This is a genomic window from Streptococcus oralis (assembly GCF_023109155.1).
In the GTDB taxonomy this organism is placed as follows: Bacteria; Bacillota; Bacilli; order Lactobacillales; family Streptococcaceae; genus Streptococcus; species Streptococcus oralis_BZ.
In genome coordinates this window covers 480747-502434 of the sequence record NZ_JALDUA010000001.1, presented here as the reverse complement: position 1 = coordinate 502434, position 21688 = coordinate 480747, and the positions used below count along the sequence as shown (strand labels likewise).

Annotated in this window: 14 protein-coding genes and 2 pseudogenes; 3 read left to right on the top strand and 13 right to left on the bottom strand. The window is 40.0% G+C overall.

What is annotated here, in order from left to right; genetic code table 11:
- Positions 1-11 precede the first annotated feature (11 nt).
- The 11 genes and pseudogenes from metF to M1F63_RS02435 form a co-directional block, all read right to left on the bottom strand.
- Complete coding sequence (gene metF / locus M1F63_RS02480) at positions 12-878, bottom strand: methylenetetrahydrofolate reductase [NAD(P)H] (protein WP_247940637.1); 867 nt, start codon at positions 876-878, stop codon at positions 12-14.
- Between the two features lie 94 nt (positions 879-972).
- Positions 973-3222: a 5-methyltetrahydropteroyltriglutamate--homocysteine S-methyltransferase gene (gene metE / locus M1F63_RS02475; RefSeq protein WP_247940636.1), complete on the bottom strand. Its 2250-nt coding sequence runs from the start codon at positions 3220-3222 to the stop codon at positions 973-975.
- A 352-nt stretch (positions 3223-3574) separates the two neighbouring features.
- On the bottom strand, positions 3575-3868 hold the full coding sequence (locus tag M1F63_RS02470; RefSeq protein ID WP_247940771.1) for a helix-turn-helix domain-containing protein: 294 nt from the start codon (positions 3866-3868) through the stop codon (positions 3575-3577).
- Positions 3858-4223, bottom strand: coding sequence for a type II toxin-antitoxin system RelE/ParE family toxin (locus tag M1F63_RS02465; protein WP_247940635.1), 366 nt, complete (start codon positions 4221-4223; stop codon positions 3858-3860). Before M1F63_RS02465 ends, M1F63_RS02470 begins: the two co-directional genes overlap by 11 nt.
- A gap of 154 nt (positions 4224-4377) precedes the next feature.
- The gene (locus tag M1F63_RS02460) at positions 4378-4743 is read right to left on the bottom strand and encodes a TIGR02328 family protein (protein WP_247940634.1); all 366 of its coding nucleotides are present in this window, start codon (positions 4741-4743) and stop codon (positions 4378-4380) included.
- Entirely contained in the window at positions 4727-5131 is a 405-nt protein-coding gene (locus M1F63_RS02455; RefSeq protein ID WP_049488357.1) for a YbgA family protein, read from the bottom strand. Before M1F63_RS02455 ends, M1F63_RS02460 begins: the two co-directional genes overlap by 17 nt.
- A gap of 254 nt (positions 5132-5385) precedes the next feature.
- Positions 5386-9039, bottom strand: a complete 3654-nt coding sequence (locus M1F63_RS02450) for an ATP-dependent DNA helicase (protein ID WP_049488358.1) — start codon at positions 9037-9039, stop codon at positions 5386-5388.
- A gap of 168 nt (positions 9040-9207) precedes the next feature.
- Positions 9208-9966, bottom strand: a pseudogene (locus tag M1F63_RS02445) (type I restriction-modification system subunit M); the annotation flags it as partial.
- Positions 9967-10143: 177 nt separating this feature from the next.
- Complete coding sequence (locus M1F63_RS02440; RefSeq protein ID WP_247940633.1) at positions 10144-11988, bottom strand: P-loop NTPase fold protein; 1845 nt, start codon at positions 11986-11988, stop codon at positions 10144-10146.
- A 106-nt stretch (positions 11989-12094) separates the two neighbouring features.
- Positions 12095-12193: pseudogene (locus tag M1F63_RS10210) on the bottom strand (DUF6261 family protein); the annotation flags it as partial.
- A 37-nt stretch (positions 12194-12230) separates the two neighbouring features.
- Positions 12231-14864, bottom strand: coding sequence for a DEAD/DEAH box helicase family protein (locus tag M1F63_RS02435; RefSeq protein ID WP_247940632.1), 2634 nt, complete (start codon positions 14862-14864; stop codon positions 12231-12233).
- Positions 14865-14999: 135 nt separating this feature from the next.
- On the opposite strand from M1F63_RS02435, the gene M1F63_RS02430 reads away from it, so the two are divergent.
- Positions 15000-15617, top strand: a complete 618-nt coding sequence (locus tag M1F63_RS02430) for a TVP38/TMEM64 family protein (protein WP_000077675.1) — start codon at positions 15000-15002, stop codon at positions 15615-15617.
- Between the two features lie 324 nt (positions 15618-15941).
- Here the strand turns inward: M1F63_RS02430 and scrK are convergent, their stop codons facing one another.
- Together scrK and M1F63_RS02420 are read right to left on the bottom strand one after the other, a co-directional pair.
- Positions 15942-16829, bottom strand: coding sequence for a fructokinase ScrK (scrK, locus tag M1F63_RS02425; protein WP_247940631.1), 888 nt, complete (start codon positions 16827-16829; stop codon positions 15942-15944).
- 158 nt (positions 16830-16987) lie between these two features.
- The gene (locus M1F63_RS02420; RefSeq protein ID WP_247940630.1) at positions 16988-18874 is read right to left on the bottom strand and encodes a sucrose-specific PTS transporter subunit IIBC; all 1887 of its coding nucleotides are present in this window, start codon (positions 18872-18874) and stop codon (positions 16988-16990) included.
- A gap of 385 nt (positions 18875-19259) precedes the next feature.
- Between M1F63_RS02420 and M1F63_RS02415 the strand changes: the two genes are divergently transcribed.
- Positions 19260-20714: a sucrose-6-phosphate hydrolase gene (locus M1F63_RS02415; protein ID WP_000455340.1), complete on the top strand. Its 1455-nt coding sequence runs from the start codon at positions 19260-19262 to the stop codon at positions 20712-20714.
- Entirely contained in the window at positions 20695-21660 is a 966-nt protein-coding gene (locus M1F63_RS02410; protein ID WP_033606002.1) for a LacI family DNA-binding transcriptional regulator, read from the top strand. The genes M1F63_RS02415 and M1F63_RS02410 overlap by 20 nt, the downstream gene beginning before the upstream one ends.
- Positions 21661-21688: the final 28 nt, after the last annotated feature.

Here is a 21688-nt window from a genome sequence, read left to right as displayed (position 1 = left end):
TAAAGAATCGATTACCCTAAAGACTGATGATTAAACAAGGCATGGGTTGCTTGGTGGATGTATTTGGCTGTTTCAGCATTGTTCATGGTGTAGAGATGCACACCTGCGACATCCTGGGTCACCAAGTCCACAATCTGATCCACGGCATAGGCAAGTCCTGCTGCTCTGAGCGACTCAGGGTCATGCTCATACTTGTCTAAGATGGCCTTAAATTTACGTGGAAGGTGGATATTCTCACACGTTTGCAAGAGACGAAGCGCTTGATTACGGTTCAGAATGGGCATGATACCCGCATGAATGGGAACATCAATCCCTGCCAGGGTACACTTGTCTTGGAAATCATAGAAACGCTCATTGTCAAAGAAAAGCTGCGTTACAAGGCTTGAACAGCCTGCATCCACTTTCTTCTTGAGATTTTGAATATCCGAGATCTGGTTTGGCGAGTCAGGGTGCCCTTCTGGATAGCAAGCACCAACAATATCAAAGTGAGGGGCTTGTTCCTTGATGAACTCGATCAAGTCCGTTGCGTAGCGGAAATCCTTTTGTGGTTCCACATCAGGGATAATATCCCCACGCAAGGCCAAGATTTTCTGTACCCCAACCTTATCCAAGTCTGCAATGGTTTCAGCAACCTTGTCCTTGGTCAGATAGATAGCTGGCAAGTGGGCAATAGTTGGAATCGCCAAGTCATTCTGGATAAAGTCAGCCAAACGAACCGTTGTTTCCTTGATATTAAATTTATTATTGCTGGCAGTCACACTGATAAAGTGCGGTGTCAGCTCCCGCATATCCTGCAAGGCTGAAATAATTTTATCATTACCCACTGCTGGGTTTGGAGGGAACACTTCAAATGAAAGTGACGGTGTTTGGCGTGACATAGTCATTATCCTTTTCTTTTTGATTTCATGATTGCTGAGCCAGCTAGGGCCAAGCAGTTCCTTGATCAGTCAGTGTCAAGAGAGAAATCTTATCTTACAATTTCTCACGCGCAGCTTTTGCTGCTTCGACAAGGCGGATCAAGCTTTCTTTTGTTTCTGGAATACCACGTGTTTTCAAACCACAGTCAGGGTTAATCCAAACTTTCTTGCTTGGAACTTTGGCAAGAATAGCATCGATTGTGTGGTCAATTTCGCCTTCATTTGGCACACGAGGTGAGTGGATATCGTATACCCCAGGTCCCACTTCTGTTTGGAAGTTTTTCGCTTTGAGTTCGTCCAAGATTTCAAGGTTTGAACGGCTTGCTTCAAAGGAAATAACGTCCGCATCCATGTTGTCGATAGCTGGGATGATATCTGTAAATTCTGAGTAACACATGTGAGTGTGGATTTGAGTATCTGGTGCAACTGTAGAGTGTACCAAGCGGAAGGCTGGAATAGCCCAGTCAAGGTAGTCTTCATACCAGTCGCTACGACGGAGTGGCAATTTCTCACGAAGAGCAGCCTCGTCGATTTGGATGATTTTCACACCAGCAGCTTCAAGGTCAAGAACTTCATCCTTGATAGCAAGGGCGATTTGAAGAGTTGAGTCCTTGATAGAGATGTCTTCACGTGGGAATGACCAGTTAAGGATGGTAACAGGTCCTGTCAACATACCTTTAACAGGTTTGTCAGTACGGCTTTGTGCGTAGCTAGACCATTTAACAGTGATTGGGTTGAGACGAGTGACATCACCCCAGATGATTGGTGGTTTCACCCCACGCATACCGTATGATTGTACCCAACCATTCTTAGAGAAGAGGTAACCGGACAAGTTTTGACCGAAGTACTCAACCATGTCGTTACGCTCGAACTCACCGTGTACAAGCACGTCAAATCCAACTTCTTCTTGCCATTTGATCCATTCGTCGATAGTTTCAGCAAGGAAAGCGTCGTACTCTTCTTGTGACAATTCACCCTTACGGAAGGCCAAACGTTTGGCACGGACTTCCTTAGTTTGAGGGAATGAACCGATAGTTGTTGTTGGAAGAGCTGGAAGTTTGAAAGCTTCTTCTTGGATAGCTTCACGTTCTGCAAAGGCTGGCAAACGAGTGTAGTCTGCGTCAGTCAATCCAGCGATACGCGCACGAAGTTCTGCATTTTCACCCACACGTTCAGTCGCAAAGAGCTCTTTGTTAGCTGCAAGAGCTTCTGCACCTTGACCATTGCGGATAGCATCCAAATCACGGATTTCATCCAATTTTTCAACTGCAAAGGCAAAGTGGTTCAAGATAGCTGGTTCAAATTCTTCATTAGCAGTTGTAAATGGCACATGAAGAAGTGAGCATGAGCTAGTCAAAACGATGTTTTCAGCTGGGATTTGTTCAAGAATCGCCAAGCTCTTTTCGTAGTTGTTGCGCCAGATGTTTTTACCATTGACAATACCTGCATAAAGAGTCTTGTCAGCTGGGAAACCACCTTTAACCAATTCAAGAGTTTTCTTACCTTCAACGAAGTCCAAACCGATGGCATCTACTGGCAAGTTCACAAGATCAGAGTAGACGTCACGAACGTCACCGAAGTATGTTTGAAGCAAGACTTCAAGACCTTTTTTGTCAGCCAAGAGTTTGTTGTAGAGGTTCAAGAAGAGAGCTTTTTCTTCAGCTGTCAAATCTTTGACAAGAGCCGCTTCGTCCAACTGGATGCGAGTTGCGCCGAGTTCAGCCAATTTTGCAAAAACTTCTTGGTAAGCAGCTACTAAGCTATCTACGAAGTCTTCTGCTTTCACACCTTCTTCAAAGTCTGATAATTGAAGGAAAGTGAATGGACCTACAAGGACAGGACGAGTGTTGAGACCAAGTTCTTTCGCTTCTTGGAACTCGTCAAAGATCTTATGACCAGCCAATTTAACTTGAGTGTCTTTTTCAAATTTAGGAACGATGTAGTGGTAGTTGGTGTTGAACCATTTCTTCATCGGAAGGGCACGCACGTCCCCCTTTTCTCCTTGGTAACCACGACCCAAAGCAAAGTAACGCTCGAGGTCTGACAAGTCCAAGTTTTGAACTGATGCAGGAACTACGTTGAAAAGGAAAGCTGCATCTAAGAAGTTGTCATAGTGAGAAAAGTCGTTTGATGGAATTTCAGTGATGCCCTTTTCTTTGACAATGTTCCAGTGTTTCGCACGCAATTCTTTAGCCGCAGCCAAGAGTTCTTCTTCTGAGATTTCTTTTCTAAAGTATTTTTCAGTTGTAAATTTTAATTCGCGGAATTCGCCCAAACGAGGGAAACCGATGATCGTAGTTGACATGATGTGTCCTCCAAAATTTGTTGTTGAAACTATCTTAACAGAAAAGAAACTGTCTGTATAATTGTAAATAATTAGGCTTTGATATAGTTTGAAACTATATCACTCTTTTGGTCAAAAGAAAAAGACTTGAGACCAGTGTCTCAAATCCTTCGTATTGCTTGTTTTATTGCTGTATTTTAGTTAGAATGCTCAAACGAGCTATTGATGATTCTCATAAGTGACTATGGCTTGTTATTAGAAAAGACTATAGGTTGGTTTTCTTTTGTAATTCTGATATTCCCCTGAAAAAGTGCGGACGGGAGGTAAAATTGTTCTGTGGATGATTTTAGCCAATCAAGTAATTTCATCTCTATCAACTTTTTTCCTGTTCAAGTGGGACGACTGCTAGTGTCTTTCCTAAACTGGCTAAAACTTTTAAGACCGTATCCAACTGAGGACTAGTCTTTCCTGTTTCCATCCTAGCTATGACAGGCTGGCTTACCCCACTGAGTTCCTCTAGCTTTTTCTGACTGATACCTTTCTCATGTCTAGCCTCAATCAACTCACTCATAATAGCCACTCGCATATCACTTTCAAGAATTTCTTCCTTGGTAAAGAGTTCTGTCCGGACATCCTTCCAATTACTTCCAATGGCACTATTCTTCATCACTTAACCCTCTTTCTTTTAAGTCTTTCAGTTCACGCTTGGCTTTTTCAATCTCTCTCCTAGGAATTTTCTGAGTCTTTTTGACAAAATGATGTAAAAGGACAAAACTCCCATCAAGCCACGCTACAAATAAAATTCGATCTCTTAGAGGTCTTAGTTCCCAAATCTCATCTTCCAAATGTTTGATATAGGGTTCACCAGCTCTCGTCCCATGTTGACTAAGCAACTGGATATAGTCATTTAATTTATTGAGTTTGATGCGACTATCCTTACTTTTCTGACTAGCTAATTCTCTCATATAATCCAATACTGGCTCATTTCCATTTTTGTCCTTATAGAAGTAAATCGTATGCACCAAGCAACCTCTTTCTAATCAAATTATAACTCAAAAGTTATTAAAAGTAAATCCTAACATTCATAAAAAAGACCTTAGAAAAATTCCAAAGGTCTCATCTTTATTATTCGAAAAAATCACAAGAAGAGTTTTTAATTGAAGACAATACTCACTATTACTCCAACTCAATACCTTTCTCTCGGAGATTAGCTAAACACTCCTCATAGTAGGCATCGTCATGTTCGCTATATATAGGACTAGTCAACTTCTCCTCTGCTAAATCTTGATAAGGAGGGCAGGTCTTACCTCGGTAGTTTTTATCCAACCACTCTGGACTGACATTATAGCCACGGCCAGCCATCTCCTCCATGATTAAGCGATGATAGGCATAGAGACGATAGGGCGAGTGGGTAAAGACATAATCCACCGTTGCATGCTTTCTGCCCCAGCCATTGCCACGCAGGGCGCAACACTCTCGATGTTGTCCCAAAAGTTGAGGACGGGGAAGTTGTGAAATCAAAGCCTCATGCCAAAGTCTCATGGGAAGCTCCTTTCAGCAAGGTAGAATTTTGCAGATAAGCATTTGGGTAAAGTTCAAGCAACTCTCTCGTCTTAACAATCAAGTCTTGTTTGGAAGCTTGACCAAAGCGGTAGCGATCCAACAAGAGCATATAGTCCTGGCGCTCAGCATCTGTCGCTTTCTCTTTGAAATAGCCCCAAATATGCTGAAAGGCATTGCAAACCTGACCCCTGTGTTCTGGAATCTGATAGGCACGATCGATCAGTTCTTGAACATGACTTACCTCCACCTCTTCATTCTTCAAGTATTGGCGGATCTCATTGTAAATATTGCTGGAATGACTCAGAACGAGGTATTTATTTCTAGCCCAGAGTTGTTGGCACTGGGATTTTTGATTAGTTTGTTCCATCTTTCTCCTTACTTTTTATCAGTTTCCAGGAAATATGGAAACAAAGTTAAATCTTAAACATGAGCGAATGGATTTTTGATGAATTTAACGTTTACTTCGTTAAATACCAGTGTAAATTTCAACTAGTAATTGAATCTGGTGTAAAACTTCTTGTTTTTTACGTTCACGAGTTCCTTGTCTACGAGTAGTCGGTGGAATAATCGAATCCAAACATATCCACTGCGATTTTATCACCGTTAGTAGAAGGGAATAAATCAACTATTTTCTATCCATTCTTTAATTTTACTCTGTATTAACATTGCATCCAAACTTCCGTCTAATCCATCCTGGGTAATTATCAAATTTCCAAGAGTTTCTGAAATTCCCACACTTTCATAATTTGCTCTTTTCTCGTCCCAACGCTTTTTATATGATTTATCTCTTAGCATTCCAAGATGCTCTAAATAAGCAGTTTTGCCTTGGTAGCGTAGAGTAAAATCAGGAATATAGGTTTTTCCATTGATATTTAATGGTTCTTCATAGAAATACTCAATTTTCATCTTATCGAGAATATTAGCCACAATTACTTCGGACTTTGATCTAACCATTTCTCCACGAATCGTTTTATGGATCAATTTTTCTTCAAAGTACCTTTTTTGTTTACTAATCTCTATCTCAATGATTTTTGGAACTTCAAATAAGTCTGTATATCGTTGTTTGGTATCCGAATACCAGTCATTCGCATACTGAACTAATTCTTGAATTGACAAATCACTTAATACAATTAGTTTTTCTCTTTGACGAGAAAACGCAGTATACAAAAGTTCTTTTGTAACAAATGAACTTTTACCATTTATGACTACTATGGTTTTTCCAAAGCTAGAACCCTGTGATTTGTGAACTGTAAGAGCATAAGCAAGTTCTAACTTAGAATCGCTATTATCACCACCAAAATCAGCTTTAGTATATGAAAATACTTTTCCTTCAAATGAGCCAAAACGGAATTTATACCAACTAGTATTCGTATCCTTTTTTCCATAGTGACTAGGGTAATCGACCATAATACCAATTTCACCATTTGCAATATATTCTTTCCCCGATGAACCATCCCAGTAATCCTTCTCACCATTTACATTAGATATGACTTTATCTCCGTAAACAATATTTTGAACAGATTGAGGACTGTTTTTTGACCATGGATAAGCATTCCATTTATCAACAATGTCTTGACGATATTTTTGGTGAAGTTGATTATTCAAATAATAGCTTCCTGCACCAATAAATTTCGTTGGAGATAGGATTTGCCAGTTTTCTATATGTTCACTAGTTGGATAGTTTGTATATTGGCCTACAGTAGCTCCCAAACTTTTATTGAAACCATCCAGATCATCTGCATTTGTCATATTTGTAATGTCTACCAATTCCTCAAAGAACACTTTTTCTAACTCGTCTAAATCGTTGTATTGAATATATTTAAGACGATTATCTGTTTGATTGTTTTGAATACGGTAAATTACATCTTTATCGACTGAATCCGAATTAGAGAATATTTGGGCAAATGATAAATCATCACCACCTGAACCTTGTCTCATCTCCGTTTTCAATGTCGCAATCTTTTCAGGATAAGCACTCTCTAAATAATGAATCAAATCGACAAATGGGCGTCCTGCTCCAATTGGGGGTAATTGATTTGGATCTCCAATAAAGATGATTCTTTCAGCATAAGAATCAACAAGCTTAAGTATGCCCCCAAACATATCTTCCGTCAGCATCGAACTTTCATCGATAATCACTGTTTTGGCAATACTCGAACTGGGTTGGCTTGGCATTTTATAAGCCATTGTGTTCCAACTAAAACCCTTTGAACGAATTAAAAATTGTGCCACCGTCATAAACTCTGCTTGAACACTATTCTTCTTAAAGGCATTCTCAAGTTGAACTCTTGCTTTTCCAGTAGGGGTCAATGCTAATACTCCACCAGCTTTAATTTCTTTTGAAGAAGCAAAAATCCCCAATGCTGATGTTTTACCCGTCCCAGCTCTCCCCAATAAGACAGATATTCTAGATGATTCAAGAATCTTTAACGCTGTTGCTTTTTCATCACGAGCCAATTGATCATTTTCTTCATTATTTTCTTGGAGCTTTCCAAATTGGTTATCAATAATTTTTCTCCAATTTTGTTCACTTGATAAACTAGTTTCTAAACGGCTATTTACTATATCGACTACCAATTGTTTATAATCTTGATATTCTTTCAGTTTGATGTAAGTATTTTCCACATCAACGTGCAATTCACCTTCCTGCAAGAACTCTAGAACACCTTCAATCTTTTCTGTTTGAAAATCCGTTTTATTATCTAATGGTAATTTGTTAATTTCTTCAACAATTTGATCATAGCTGAGTAAAGTATGGCCTTGATTTACGGCTTGAACTAAAATAAATATCACCATAGCTCTAAATCGGCGTTTATCACTTTCAGTTCTCATCTTGGTTGGTTTCTTAAGAGGATACTTATTTTCCACCAACGGATTCACAAACATTGCATTGTCGATTTGAGAAATAGTAACTTGATGAATGTCCTTTTCTTTTCGTGTAAGTTCGTATAACAGGTATGGGTTTTCAATAATTTCAGCTGCATAATTTTTCAGGTTACCCCAAGCATAAATAGCTTGTTCAACAGAAAGATTCAATCGTGACAAAAGTTCAAAGAATCGAGTTTTGTTTTCATCTCTTAGTAAACCAGAAAACTCATCCTCTTTGTCAGCTAAGCTGTTATCCAATTTTTCGTTCCCAGTTTCTTTATCACCTGAAAAGAATAACTTCAATTCAGAAATCAGGTCATTTTCAGAAGTATCGACATGTTTAGCAACATCGAAACCGTATCTAACACCGAAAGCTGATAAAATCGAACCTAATCCTGGGAATATACCACGTTGATTCCAAACGCTTTTTAATTGATTATCAATATATTCAAGTTGAACATTAACCCATTCATGATTGGCTTCTTTTAGCTTGAGATTAGCTATATTTTTCAATACTGTTTTCGCTTGATTTAGCACATCAATAGCTGCATCGTAGCTGACCCATTCAGCTGCATATGAAAATTCCGATCTAAAACCTGCTGGTTCAAACAATGTGACACTCGCTACATCAAAATCAGGATGCTTTTTTGCATACTCGGAAATTTCAAGATATGGCAATAAAAAGCCATCTTTACCATCTACTCTTATTGAATGAGCTACATTTGTCTCCCAAATATAGTTTTTTTCGTCACTGCTTCCATCAGACTCATACTCATGAATTTCTACATTTGATACTATATTTCCTATTCCTGCAATTACACGCCTATTATCATCGATAAACGGAACTTGTTTGTAATATGGAAATATCAATGAATTGTGCGGACTAATTCCAGAAAAGAAGTAGTCGAAAATTCCTTTTTGGGATTCTCCATGCGATACCCACGAACTTGACCAGCTCAGCATTTGTTCTGTTTTTTCTAAGTCAAAATAAAAATTGTAATACTTTTGTTTCTCATTGGCATTATCCTTTAAAGTCCATGAAAAGGGGCGCAATAAGAATGAATAGGGCTCCATCTCGAAAGTCGTTTCTTCGAAATGATTGAACTTAACATTTCCTTTTTTATATGGGTGGTTCATCTTAAGAGCAAGCTTGGTATCACTCATGAACGCAGAGTTCTCTGTAATCCAGTTTTGCATTTTTACTGGTCCTACTTGTTCGTAATTTTTACCTTTATTTGCTTCCTCAAACTCTAAGTCACGTGATGATGCAATGTTAGGGATTACTTGAGCTGCTACATTATATCTAGGATTATTGTCAATTCGCCCAGTATAATCATTATCCTTCCATGGAATTCTTGTTGAAAAGTGTTGCACATAGTTTGTTTGTTGTTTAAGTTTCTTATCCATTAGCCTTCTCCTCCTAAATCACAATTACATAATACCTTCTATTATCATCAGGTCTCCAAAAAAACTTTCCTTTATGCTGATGTACTGTTTACAACATTTATTCTTGTAATGACTGCTCTAAACAGTACACCAACGATTCATTTTTTTGATTCTAAACTTTGATAGAAGCTCTAAAGCTCTTATATTTACTTGACTATTTGCCTGTGTCATTATTATGACACGAAACCCACATGTTGGATCGTAAACCTTGTTAATCTTGTCCTTACCGACCATTACCAAACGAGCAAGTAATTTAGAAACTGTCTGAGGAGTGAAGAATTCACCACCACTTTTACCAGCATTACTCGCATAGTTTGAAATCAAGAACTCATAGGCATCCCCAAAGGCATCAATATCATTTTCCTCAAAATTACCAAAGTTAATGCTATTGATACCATTGAGGATATCAGATAGGCGCTTATTTTTTTCTGGAACACTTCCTCCAAGGATGTTACTTCGTGTATCTAAGTTATCAAACAAACCTTTGATATCATCTTCTGATTTGAAGCCAATCGCTGACTTCTCAATAGCTTGGAAAATATTGGCCAAGTCTTCGTTTAAATTTTCATTTTGCGAGGCATTCTCGACTACATTTTCAAATAGTTGACTCGGAAGGATAAAGAATCCCTTATCCTCAACTGTCCCTGGTTTAAAATCTTGCTCAGCCTCTTGGTCACTCAATTCAGCATAACGGAATTCTAAATCGCCAGCCTCATGCTCAGCACGGTCAAAATAGTCAGCCATATGCTCTGAAATAAAACGATAGAAAAGGATACCTAGGATATATTGCTCAAAATCCCAACCATCTACAGCTCCACGCACATCATCAGCAATCGCCCAAATTTTACGATGCAGCACCTTGCGTTCTGCATTTTCTTTACTTGCCATTTTTACTTTCCTTAATTAATGTATTATCTTTTCTATTTTATCATATTTCAAGAAAAACCACTCGACCTAGGGAGAACGAGTGGGAGCGAAATTTAACACAAAAAAGGGTACAAACATGAAGGATATTACTAAAAGGAGAACATACTAATCAATTATCCTTTAAAACTCATAGATTACCTACCAGTATTCCCTATCTATTTTCTCCTCGAATGTAAATCCTTTAGCTTCCAATTGCTCAAGTTGTGGCTGAATCTTTTCAATGACAGACTTATTCTTTTTCATTTTATCTTGATTTTCATCCATCATAAGAAAATATTTTTTGTTTCTAGGAACAACATCAAAACAGTAATAACCCAATCCATTTGAAAGAATTCCTTGAAATTCCCAAAAGACTAAGAACTCTCTGCCTCCAAACTGCTCCATGGCATCCCAGATACTTCTATCCCAACTTTCAAATTCATTAAATTTTTCAATTGAACTAAGATAGGTCAAGAGGAAGAAATCTTTTCGTCTTAGCTTAGCGAAATTTTTATTATTAATTTCTAAGTTTGAATAGTGACGTCCCAAATCATAGAAGGTCAGCACTCTATGTTTTTCCATAAAATAAAGTATCTCAGACGGATCCAAACCTTCTTTTCTCAGAATAGTTTCCCAGAAATTCACAATTCTACCTATTATTTCTTCACTTAAAGGACTATTCCTCTCATATCGGGGAATTTCTTCATTTAACTTTTCTGCAACAATATAGTCCATTGCAGGGCTATTATAAGATTTCAGAGATTCTTGTATGGTAATACGTAGTAGTTTAGCTTTCTGATTTTCAGAAAATGATTTATATTCACTTGAAAGATATTGATAAAAATCAGTCTTATGATTCCCCTCTCTTAGTTCTCTTGATAATTCCTCACTATCTGTCTCAAGTAATGAATCCAATTCTTCTTTTGTACGATTTAGAGATTCTTCATAAAGAAAATAGGCCGAGCTATTCATTTTATAGCTTGGTGGATATTGGGTAAGATCTGATTGTTGAATGTCGGACAGTATTTCTTCTATGCTTCGTCCAAACTTGAACAGCCATGTAAAACTAATTTTTTCATCATCCTTGACTTTTATTTCTTCAGCCTTTAATAATTGTTTATATAATTCAGGATAAAAAAGGTAGGTATAGATAATCCAAAGTTGCTGTTCCTCCTGAACATGTCCTAGTTTCCCCCTTGAAAAGAATTCTTGATTGACATAGTCATTAAAATGATTTCTATCTCGCAAGTTTCTATTTTCAAACCTGAACCTTCTCCAAAAATCATCTGACAATCTCGTACTAAATTTCTTTCCTAGCAAGTCAAAATAATCTTGCCAAATATTTGATGGATGAAGAACAAATGGTAGCTCTATCCTTCTATCAATTATTTTAGAAAGAAAATTATTGTCTTTAAGATGTACTTTCTCAATGTCTCCCACAAAGACAATCGGAAGCTTACCACTGAGTAAACTAAAAATTTTATAACTCTCTTCTTGTTGTTTGTTAGACATTCGATCAAAATCATCAATAACTAGAACTTTTCGAGCTAATGACAAATACTTAAATGTTAGCAAACGACTGTAAAAACCATCAGATTTGACTTTGAAAAATTGGTAGATTGCTACTAATAAAACAATACTCCCAATAATTAATTTAACACAAAAAGATTCAAAAAAAGAACTTAAACCCAAATCAACTACATTAGTCATTAAGATAGAAACTGCGACACATAAAACTATGAAAATCCTTAAAAGGCTATATACCAACGGGTGTAATTTTGAAAAAACAATCTCAATCGTTGAGCGGTTATCGCTTAATCTCCAAAAGTCTATCGTAACTAATTTTTTATTAGTATTCTTACCAACTTCAACTAGAAATTCTGTTTTTCCAGAACCCCAGTTCCCATTTAAGAAATAAGTTTTATTTTCTTCAAGTAATTTAGCAACATTTTTAGCTGCTACTGAAGTATCAATGTGCTTTAATGTAATAAATCTATCATCCATAGTATTTCTTTCTAAAAAACAAAATATTTCATAGCGCCTACTTTTATAAAAATTATACCACGAATCCACAAAAATCCCCTTAGAAATCCATTTCTAAGGGTTGTCCTTATCCAGCTACTTGTTCTATTTCTTCTCCTTTAACTTTCTTCTCCTTCTTACTTGAACTAGTCAATCGTCTCTTACTGTCTCTAATTGTGTTTATATTTTAAGAGAATTTACTTATTTATCTCTTGTAAACTCCCCTACTCCAACTGGCTTTTAACTTTCTTCTTAGTCAAGGTACGGTCGTTTTTGTTAGAGAGAGCTTGGATACGAGCTTCGAGAAGGGTTTTCCGTCCGGCCTCTGTTCGTGTGTAGACGAGATGATAATGTCCGATAGTCGGCGTCAGAAAGTCGAGGAATTTCTGTGCTTCTTCCTTGCGCTTGTCAAAAAGACTTGGCACGACATAGTAAGGTGACTGACCTTGCCGGACTTTCTCTGCCTTCAAGAGATAGCGCTGGTTGTCCACTGGAGCAAAGAACTCTCCCACAGTCTGAGCAAACAACTCCTTGTCCCTCATGCTTCCTCCCTTGAGATAGGCAAAGACCATGTAATTTTCCTTATTCTCCTCTACCTGAACACGGGATTGATCATCCGTTAGATGCCCCGAATCTAGCATAGCCTTTCGGATTTGCTCACCCAGAGACTGCAAGCGTTTATAAGGACTCTTATAGCAGAGGTAGCGCCAAGATGCAAAGACCAAAAAGAGGAGACAGGCTACTGTAAGCCACCAAACACCAATCAGTCTCAGTCTAAATAGCAAGACCAACAAATCTACTGCCAACAGGAGCAATGACATGCGAACCCATTTTAATGCATCAAGCAAGAGCATAACTGGGATTTTCTGTTTTTGGGTTGCGACTTCTGTAACTATCTCGAACTGATCCGCTACGACAAGAGCATCTTGCCATTTTAGTCTCAAGCCTGCTCGATCCTTGGAGAGACTCTTAACTCGCTCATTGTACTCACTAATTTGCTTTTTCTTAAAAGGGGGCTTTGGAAAATCCAAACGATCCAAACCGGTCTCAATACTCTCCTGATTATAGGCCAAGCCAAGAAAATGCTCCATCCGTCGCGACAAGGTCTGCAGATCCTGATTGCTCTCTGGTCTAGACTCCTCACCAGGAAGAGTGATAAGTGCTTGCGCTTGAACGGCTACCAGATGCCAGATGTTGCTGGTCTTTTCTGGATGTCCCGGCCAGATACGAATGGCACGCCCGCGCATCTGGTTACTCAGCATAAAGCTCCCCACAAAGCTTCCGAGGATTAGGGAATTGACACAAGGAGCATCCCAACCCTCTCCGAGGAGAGATTTGGTTCCGACTAGGACTTGAATCCGTCCTCGTTGAAAAAGCTCCGTCACTGCCGCTACGATTCCCTTAGCTGAGCTAGGAAAACCAACCTGCACATAATCTTTTGGATCCAAGTGACCAATAGATGAGAAACTAAGAGGAACCTGAGGCAAGAGTTCCTCCAACTCTGCTGCCACATCGGTAGGCAAAATAACGACACTACCTGACAAGACAGCCAAAGATACAGGAATCTCTTGCTCCTGAGCTTTTCGACGAATGCTTTCAAAATAAGGGAGAACCCCCAACTGAGAAATGGTTGCCTGATTATCTCCCAGATAGGTAGCAAAATCCTTGCGAATATAGTCAGCTAGTACTAACTGTCTCAGTTCCTGACCTAGACTCTCATACTCCGTCAAAAAGATATCGACAATGGCAGACAACTTCCCCAGAGATTGGGTTAAAAGCTGGTCAGAAGCCTTTGACTTAACCAGATAAACCTGACGCTTTTCCACCAATCCACGCGCCTTTAAGTCAGCCTCTATCTTTTTCCTATATGCATCCGAATCATCATACCAGTCTGGCGTCTGATAGAGCATGCTCTGCAACAGCGTCTCCAGCCAGTAGGAGGTCAATGCTGGAAGCTTCTGGGTTCCCAGTAAATTTTGTAAAGAGGGAGGAATCGTTAACCCCTGAGAATGCATATAAATCAACATAGCAGACAAGTACTTGGGATCTTCTAAGAGCAAATCAGATGAAATATCCCCTTTGAGGACCTTAGACCCTGCTACAAATGTTTGAAAATCAGGATCGACTATAAGGTGATGAATATAGTCCCACTTTCTATCTTCAAACTGCCTGAGGTGTTCCGACTCTTCAGCTGTTGGTGAACAGATATAAACAAAATCCTGATGAGGGCAGAGGGTGTCTTCCTTGACTAGTTCAGGTACCGTGATTTCTTGGTCAATTTCCCCACACATACGGATATAGCGTTCCCAGAGTTCAGGCTCGCTGTCATAAGGTGGTGTCGCTGTCAGGGAGATGACTTGCAGCTGTTCATACTGCTTGCGAAAGGCTTCCAGACTTTTCCACCATTCATTGCGCAGGTGGTGGCATTCATCCAAGCAAAGAGTAGCAACTTTCTGAGCTCTTAGACTTGCAAGCAAATCAAACCCCACAAAATCCTCTGCTTCTCCATCTTCTTGTGATTGCAATTGGTTCATGGCGCTATGAAAAGCCTGATAGGTCACAATCGTTAATGCTTTCATCTCCTTTAAGTTTTGGGAAACGAGATCTGAAATCTTCTGTTCGTTCTCTAAAAAGGCTGTTTGGATCCTATCTACCCATTGTTCACGAATGGTGACAGTTGGAACCAAGACAAGGGCTGGGTTGCCAAAACGAGCGATCAGCTCGATACCAATGGTGGTCTTGCCGGACCCTGGTGCCGCCACTAGGTGAACATGGCCATCTGTTTGATAGTTCTGAAAACGATTTAAGACTTCCTTTTGGTACTTTCTCCATCTTCCTTTAAATTTTAAATCTAACATTTCTTTCACCATTATATCTCTTGACTTACTCCTTTAATTGTACCACACTTATATAAAAAGCAAGATAAGGAATCAAATTAGTCTTTATAAGAAAAATATGGTATAGTAGAATCATACTATCTATAAGGAGTTTCTATGTCACAGCATAAGCAAATGAAAGCTGTTTCTCCCCTTCTACAGCAAGTCATCAATATCTCATCTATCGTCGGGGGAGTCGGCACCTTGATTTTCTGTATTTGGGCCTATCAGGCGGGTGTTTTACAATCAAAGGAAACCCTATCAGCCTTTATCCAGCAAGCTGGAGTCTGGGGGCCACCACTCTTTATCTTTTTACAGATCCTACAAACTGTTGTTCCGATTATTCCGGGAGCTTTGACCTCAGTGGCTGGGGTCTTTATTTACGGCCACATCATCGGAACCATCTACAACTATATCGGCATCGTGATTGGCTGTGCCATTATCTTTTACCTGGTACGCCTCTACGGAGCTGCCTTTGTCCAGTCCGTCGTCAGCAAGCGTACCTATGACAAGTACATTGGTTGGCTAGATAAGGGTAATCGTTTCGAGCGGTTCTTTATCTTTATGATGATCTGGCCAGTTAGCCCAGCTGACTTTCTCTGTATGCTGGCTGCCCTCACCAAGATGACCTTCAAGCGCTATATGATTATCATCATTCTGACCAAGCCCTTTACCCTAGTGGTTTATACTTATGGTTTGACCTATATTATTGATTTCTTCTGGCAGATGTTTTGAGAATAGAAAAATCCGTTTGGTTTCCCAAGCGGACTTTTAGAACATAAATAGAAAATAGCCTGATACTAAATATACTTTGGTATGGAAATCATGCCTATTTTTCGATAGTGAATCGAGGACTTACCTAGCCTTTCTGCCGTGATAAAAACACCTGAAATCTAATGGTTTCAGGTGTTCGGAAACTTTGAGACATTAGGCTCAAAGTTTAGGTATGGAATTTCGAAGAAAGTCGCTACCGTCCGTCATCACTTAAGGAAAGGCTCAAAAAAAATTGTCTTCAAAGAAAACATCCGTTTGGTTTCCCAAGCGGATGTTTTCTTTGTTTTATTTTGCGACACTCTTAGCAAGGACAAAGTTCCCAAGTGTGGCAGAACCATTGCCTGCGACTGCTGGAGTCACGATATAGTCACGTACGTCTGGTACTGGTAGGTATCCATTTAGAAGAGCTGTAAATTTCTCACGTACACGGTCCAGCATGTGTTGTTGGGCCATAACGCCACCACCAAAGACGATGACGTCTGGACGGAAAGTCACTGTAGCATTGACCGCAGCCTGAGCAATGTAGTAGGCTTGAACATCCCAGACAGAACTGTTGAGTTCGATGTTTTCACCACGAATACCTGTACGAGCTTCTAGACTTGGTCCAGCCGCAAAGCCTTCCAAACAACCCTTATGGAAAGGACAGACGCCGTTAAATTCTTTTTCTACATCCATTGGGTGTTTAGCCACATAGTAGTGACCCATCTCAGGGTGACCGACACCTCCGATAAACTCACCACGTTGGATAACACCTGCACCAATCCCTGTACCGATCGTGTAGTAAACCAAGTTTTCGATACGACCACCAGCATTGTTACGAGCAACTACTTCACCATAGGCAGAGCTATTTACGTCAGTGGTGAAATACATGGGTACGTTGAGGGCACGACGTAGGGCACCAAGTAGGTCTACATTTGCCCAGTGAGGTTTTGGAGTCGTTGTGATAAAGCCATAGGTTTTTGAGTTTTTGTCGATATCAATAGGACCAAAGGAACCGATGGCAAGGCCTGCAAGATTATCGAATTTAGAAAAGAATTCGATGGTTTTATCGATAGTCTCGATAGGAGTTGTTGTTGGAAATTGTGTTTTTTCTACAATGTTCAAATTTTCATCTCCGACAGCACAGACAAACTTTGTACCGCCCGCTTCTAAGCTTCCATATAATTTTGTCATGATAAACCTCTTATCTTTGTTTTCTCTATTATAGCACATTTTAAAGGGCTAGATTTCTCAATATTTTAGATTTTCCTCTGTAAATCTTACCATCCAAGTAAAAACGAACAAACATAATATTTGTTCGTTTTGTTTTTAAATCTGATTTTCGAAGAGGACTAGGCTTTCACTTCGATGATAGCGTCACCCTTGACAACTGAACCGCTTGCGACTGGTGTCACAGAAGCGTAGTCTGCTGTGTTGGTTACGATAACCATTGTTGTGTCGTCAAGACCTGCAGCAGCGATTTTGTTTGAGTCAAAGGTTCCTAGAACGTCGCCAGCTTTAACCTTGTCGCCTTGAGAAACTTTTTGTTCAAAGCCTTCACCGTTCATAGTCACCGTATCGATACCAACGTGGATCAAGATTTCAGCTCCATTTGCTGTCTTCAAACCATAAGCATGTCCTGTAGCAAAGGCGATTGATACTTCTGCATCAGCTGGTGCGTAAACTACACCTTGGCTTGGTTTTACAGCAATCCCTTGTCCCATTGCACCACTTGAAAAGACTGGATCGTTAACATTCTCAAGAGCAACTACATCCCCAACGATTGGAGTTTGGATTGTTTCATTTTGAGGAGCTACTGGAATGTTACCAGTTGTTTCTTCTTGAACCAAGCGCTCTGTCGCAACTTCAGAAGCAGCTTCTTTTTCATCCTCGTAACCAAACATGTAAGTAAGGGCAAAACCAAGAACGAATGATACAGCTACCATAAGAAGGTATTGAAGCAATTGACCGTTACCAACGTACAACATTGTACCAGGGATGATGGTGATACCATTACCAGTACCAGCAAGTCCAAGGATAGAAGCCAATCCACCACCGATAGCACCAGCGATCAATGAAAGGAAGAATGGTTTACGGAAGCGCAAGTTTACCCCGAAGATAGCAGGCTCTGTAATACCGAGGAAGGCAGAAAGAGCAGCTGGGAAAGCAAGTGTTTTTAGTTTAGGATTTTTAGTTTTGACACCAACGGCAACAGTTGCAGCCCCTTGAGCTGTCATTGCTGCAGTGATGATGGCGTTAAATGGGTTGGCATGGTCGGCAGCAAGCAATTGCACTTCAAGCAAGTTGAAGATGTGGTGCACACCTGATACGACGATTAATTGGTGAACCCCACCGATGACCAAACCACCAAGACCAAATGGCAAGGCAAGAATCGCTTTTGTTCCGAGAAGGATGTAGTTTTCAACAACGTGGAAGACCGGTCCGATGACAAAGAGTCCAAGGATAGACATGACCAAAAGTGTCACGAACGGTGTCACCAAGAGATCCAAGACATCTGGAACCACTTTTCGGAGAGCTTTTTCAAACTTGGCTCCGACCACCCCAATGATGAAGGCTGGAAGAACGGAACCTTGCAAACCAACAACAGGAATGAAGCCAAAGAAGTTCATAGCTGTTACTTCACCACCTGAAGCTACAGCCCAAGCGTTTGGAAGCGAACCAGAAACCAGCATCATACCAAGGACGATACCAACAGCTGGGTTACCACCGAATACGCGGAAGGTTGACCATACAACCAAACCTGGCAAGATGATGAAGGCTGTATCTGTAAGGATTTCTGAGTAAATCTTTACATCATCTGGAAGTGTCATTCCAAGAGCGTTCATGAGACCACGAAGACCCATGAAGAGACCAGTTGCTACGATAACTGGGATGATTGGAACAAAAACGTCACCGAAAGTACGGATAGCACGTTGGAACCAGTTTCCTTGTTTAGCAGCTTCTGCTTTCATATCTTCTTTAGAAGATGTAGGTAAACCAAGTGCAACGACTTCGTCGTACATCTTGTTTACTGTACCAGTACCAAAGATGATTTGGTATTGACCTGAGTTAAAGAAAGCTCCTTGAACTTTATCCAAGTTCTCAATCACTTCCTTATTGATTTTCCCTTCATCTTTGACCATGACACGTAGACGAGTCGCACAGTGGGCTACACTGTTGACATTTTCACGTCCGCCAAGGGCTTCGATGACTTTTTTTGCAATATCCTGATTGTTCATTTGCAAAAATCTCCTTATAAAAATTTTGTAAAGTGTTTGAAAGCGATTTTATTCGCCCTACGACTATTATTTTATCACGTTTCTAAAATATGTCAAGCGTTTTGCAGAAATTTTTAAACCCTTTCTTTTTTCTCTGATTATTTTTGCTCGTTTTTGAGGGAAATTCTCTTTTTCCTCAAAAAAATATCTTTATACTTGAGGAATAAAGGTTTTTATTTACATTTTCTTTCATATTTTCGTGAAAATTTGCCAGATTTCCTTTACTTGATTTTTGGCAATCGTTTGACATATTTTTCTCTTTTTTAACATAAAAGGCTTGCTTTTTTTGCCGAAAACGTTTACTATTAATAATAGAATAGAATAGAACTTATGGAGGAAAGATAAAATGGAATGGACAACCGAGCGCCGTTACAGACGCTATGAAGACTGGTCTAATGATGAAATCAAGCAAATCAAGGAAAAGATGGCACAATCTCCTTGGCATACTCGTTACCATGTCGAGCCTAAAACAGGGCTTCTCAATGATCCAAATGGCTTTTCTTATTTTGATGGCAAATGGATTCTCTTTTATCAAAACTTCCCCTTTGGTGCAGCCCATGGATTGAAGTCTTGGGTGCAGCTTGAAAGTGATGATTTAGTGCACTTTACAGAAACTGGGGTCAAAGTTTTTCCAGATACTCCATTAGATAGCCACGGTGCCTACTCTGGTTCTGCCATGCAGTTTGGCGATCAGTTGTTCCTATTTTATACTGGAAATGTCCGCGATGAAAATTGGATCCGTCACCCATACCAGATTGGCGCTTTGATGGATAAGGATGGCAAGATTACAAAGATTGATAAGATCTTGATTGACCAGCCATCAGACTCTACAGACCACTTCCGCGATCCGCAAATTTTTAACTTCAAGGGTCAATATTATGCTATCGTCGGTGGACAGGACTTGGAGAAAAAAGGCTTCGTCCGTCTCTACAAGGCTGTGGACAATGACTACACAAACTGGCAAGCAGTTGGCGACCTTGACTTTGCTAACGACCGCACTGCCTACATGATGGAATGTCCAAATCTAGTCTTTGTAGGGGAGCAACCTGTCCTTCTCTACTGCCCACAAGGATTGGATAAGGCTGTTCTAGACTATGACAATATCTATCCAAATATGTACAAAATCGGAGCATCCTTTGATCCTGAGAATGCTAAAATGGTAGATGTGTCTCCATTGCAAAATCTAGACTATGGTTTCGAAGCCTATGCAACGCAAGCCTTCAACGCTCCAGATGGACGTGCACTAGCAGTAAGTTGGCTTGGGTTACCAGATGTTTCTTACCCATCTGACCGTTTTGACCACCAAGGAACCTTCTCATTGGTCAAAGAACTCACTATCAAAGATGGCAAACTCTACCAATATCCTGTCTCAGCCGTCAAAGAACTTCGTTCTTCTGAAGAGGTCTTCTCAAATCGTACTCAAACCAATAACACCTATGAACTGGAGCTCAACTTGGAGGCCAATAGCCAAAGCGAGATTGTCTTGCTCGCTGATAAAGAAGGCAAGGGGCTTTCAATCAACTTTGACCTTGTCAATGGACAGGTGACAGTGGATCGTAGTCAGGCCGGTGAACAGTACGCCCAAGAATTTGCTACAACTCGTTCTTGCCCTATCGATAAACAAGCTACTACTGCCACTATCTTCATTGACAAGTCAGTCTTTGAAATTTTCATCAATAAAGGAGAAAAAGTATTTTCTGGTCGTGTCTTCCCACATGCGGACCAAAATGGTATCCTCATCAAGTCTGGAAACCCAACTGGAACTTACTATGAATTAGATTATGGTCGCAAAACTAACTGATGTCGCAAAACTTGCAGGCGTCAGCCCCACTACCGTCTCACGGGTCATCAATAAAAAGGGGTATCTATCTGAGAAAACCATTCAAAAGGTAAATGAAGCCATGCGAGAATTGGGCTACAAACCCAACAATCTGGCTCGAAGCCTCCAAGGAAAATCTGCCAAGTTGATTGGACTTATTTTTCCAAACATCAGTCATGTCTTTTATGCGGAGTTGATTGACAAGTTGGAACACCAACTCTTCAAAAATGGCTACAAAACCATCATCTGTAACAGCGAACATGACTCTGAAAAAGAACGAGAGTACATTGAAATGCTGGAGGCCAACCAGGTCGATGGTATCATTTCTGGAAGTCACAACTTGGGAATCGAAGACTACAATCGTGTGACAGCACCGATTATTTCCTTTGACCGAAACTTGTCTCCAGACATCCCTGTCGTTTCCTCTGATAACTACGGTGGCGGGGTCCTCGCCGCCCAAACTCTGGTTAAGACTGGAGCCCAGTCTATCATCATGATTACAGGAAATGACAATTCCAACTCACCGACTGGACTGCGCCACGCTGGTTTTGCCTCTGTTCTCCCGAAAGCACCTATTATCAATGTTTCGAGTGACTTTTCTCCCGTCAGAAAAGAAATGGAAATCAAAAATATCTTGACCCATCAGAAACCAGATGCGATTTTTGCTTCGGATGATTTGACAGCTATCCTGGTAATTAAAATCGCTCAGGAGCTAGGTATCTCTGTTCCTGAAGAACTCAAGGTCATCGGCTATGATGGGACTTACTTTATCGAGAACTACTATCCTCACCTGACAACGATTAAGCAACCTATGAAAGAGATTGCCCACCTCACTGTCGATCTTCTCTTACAGAAGATTGAAGGCAAAGAGGTCGCGACAACTGGTTACTTCTTACCCGTCACCCTATTACCTGGAAAAAGTATTTAATACTCTTCGAAAATCTCTTTAAACCATG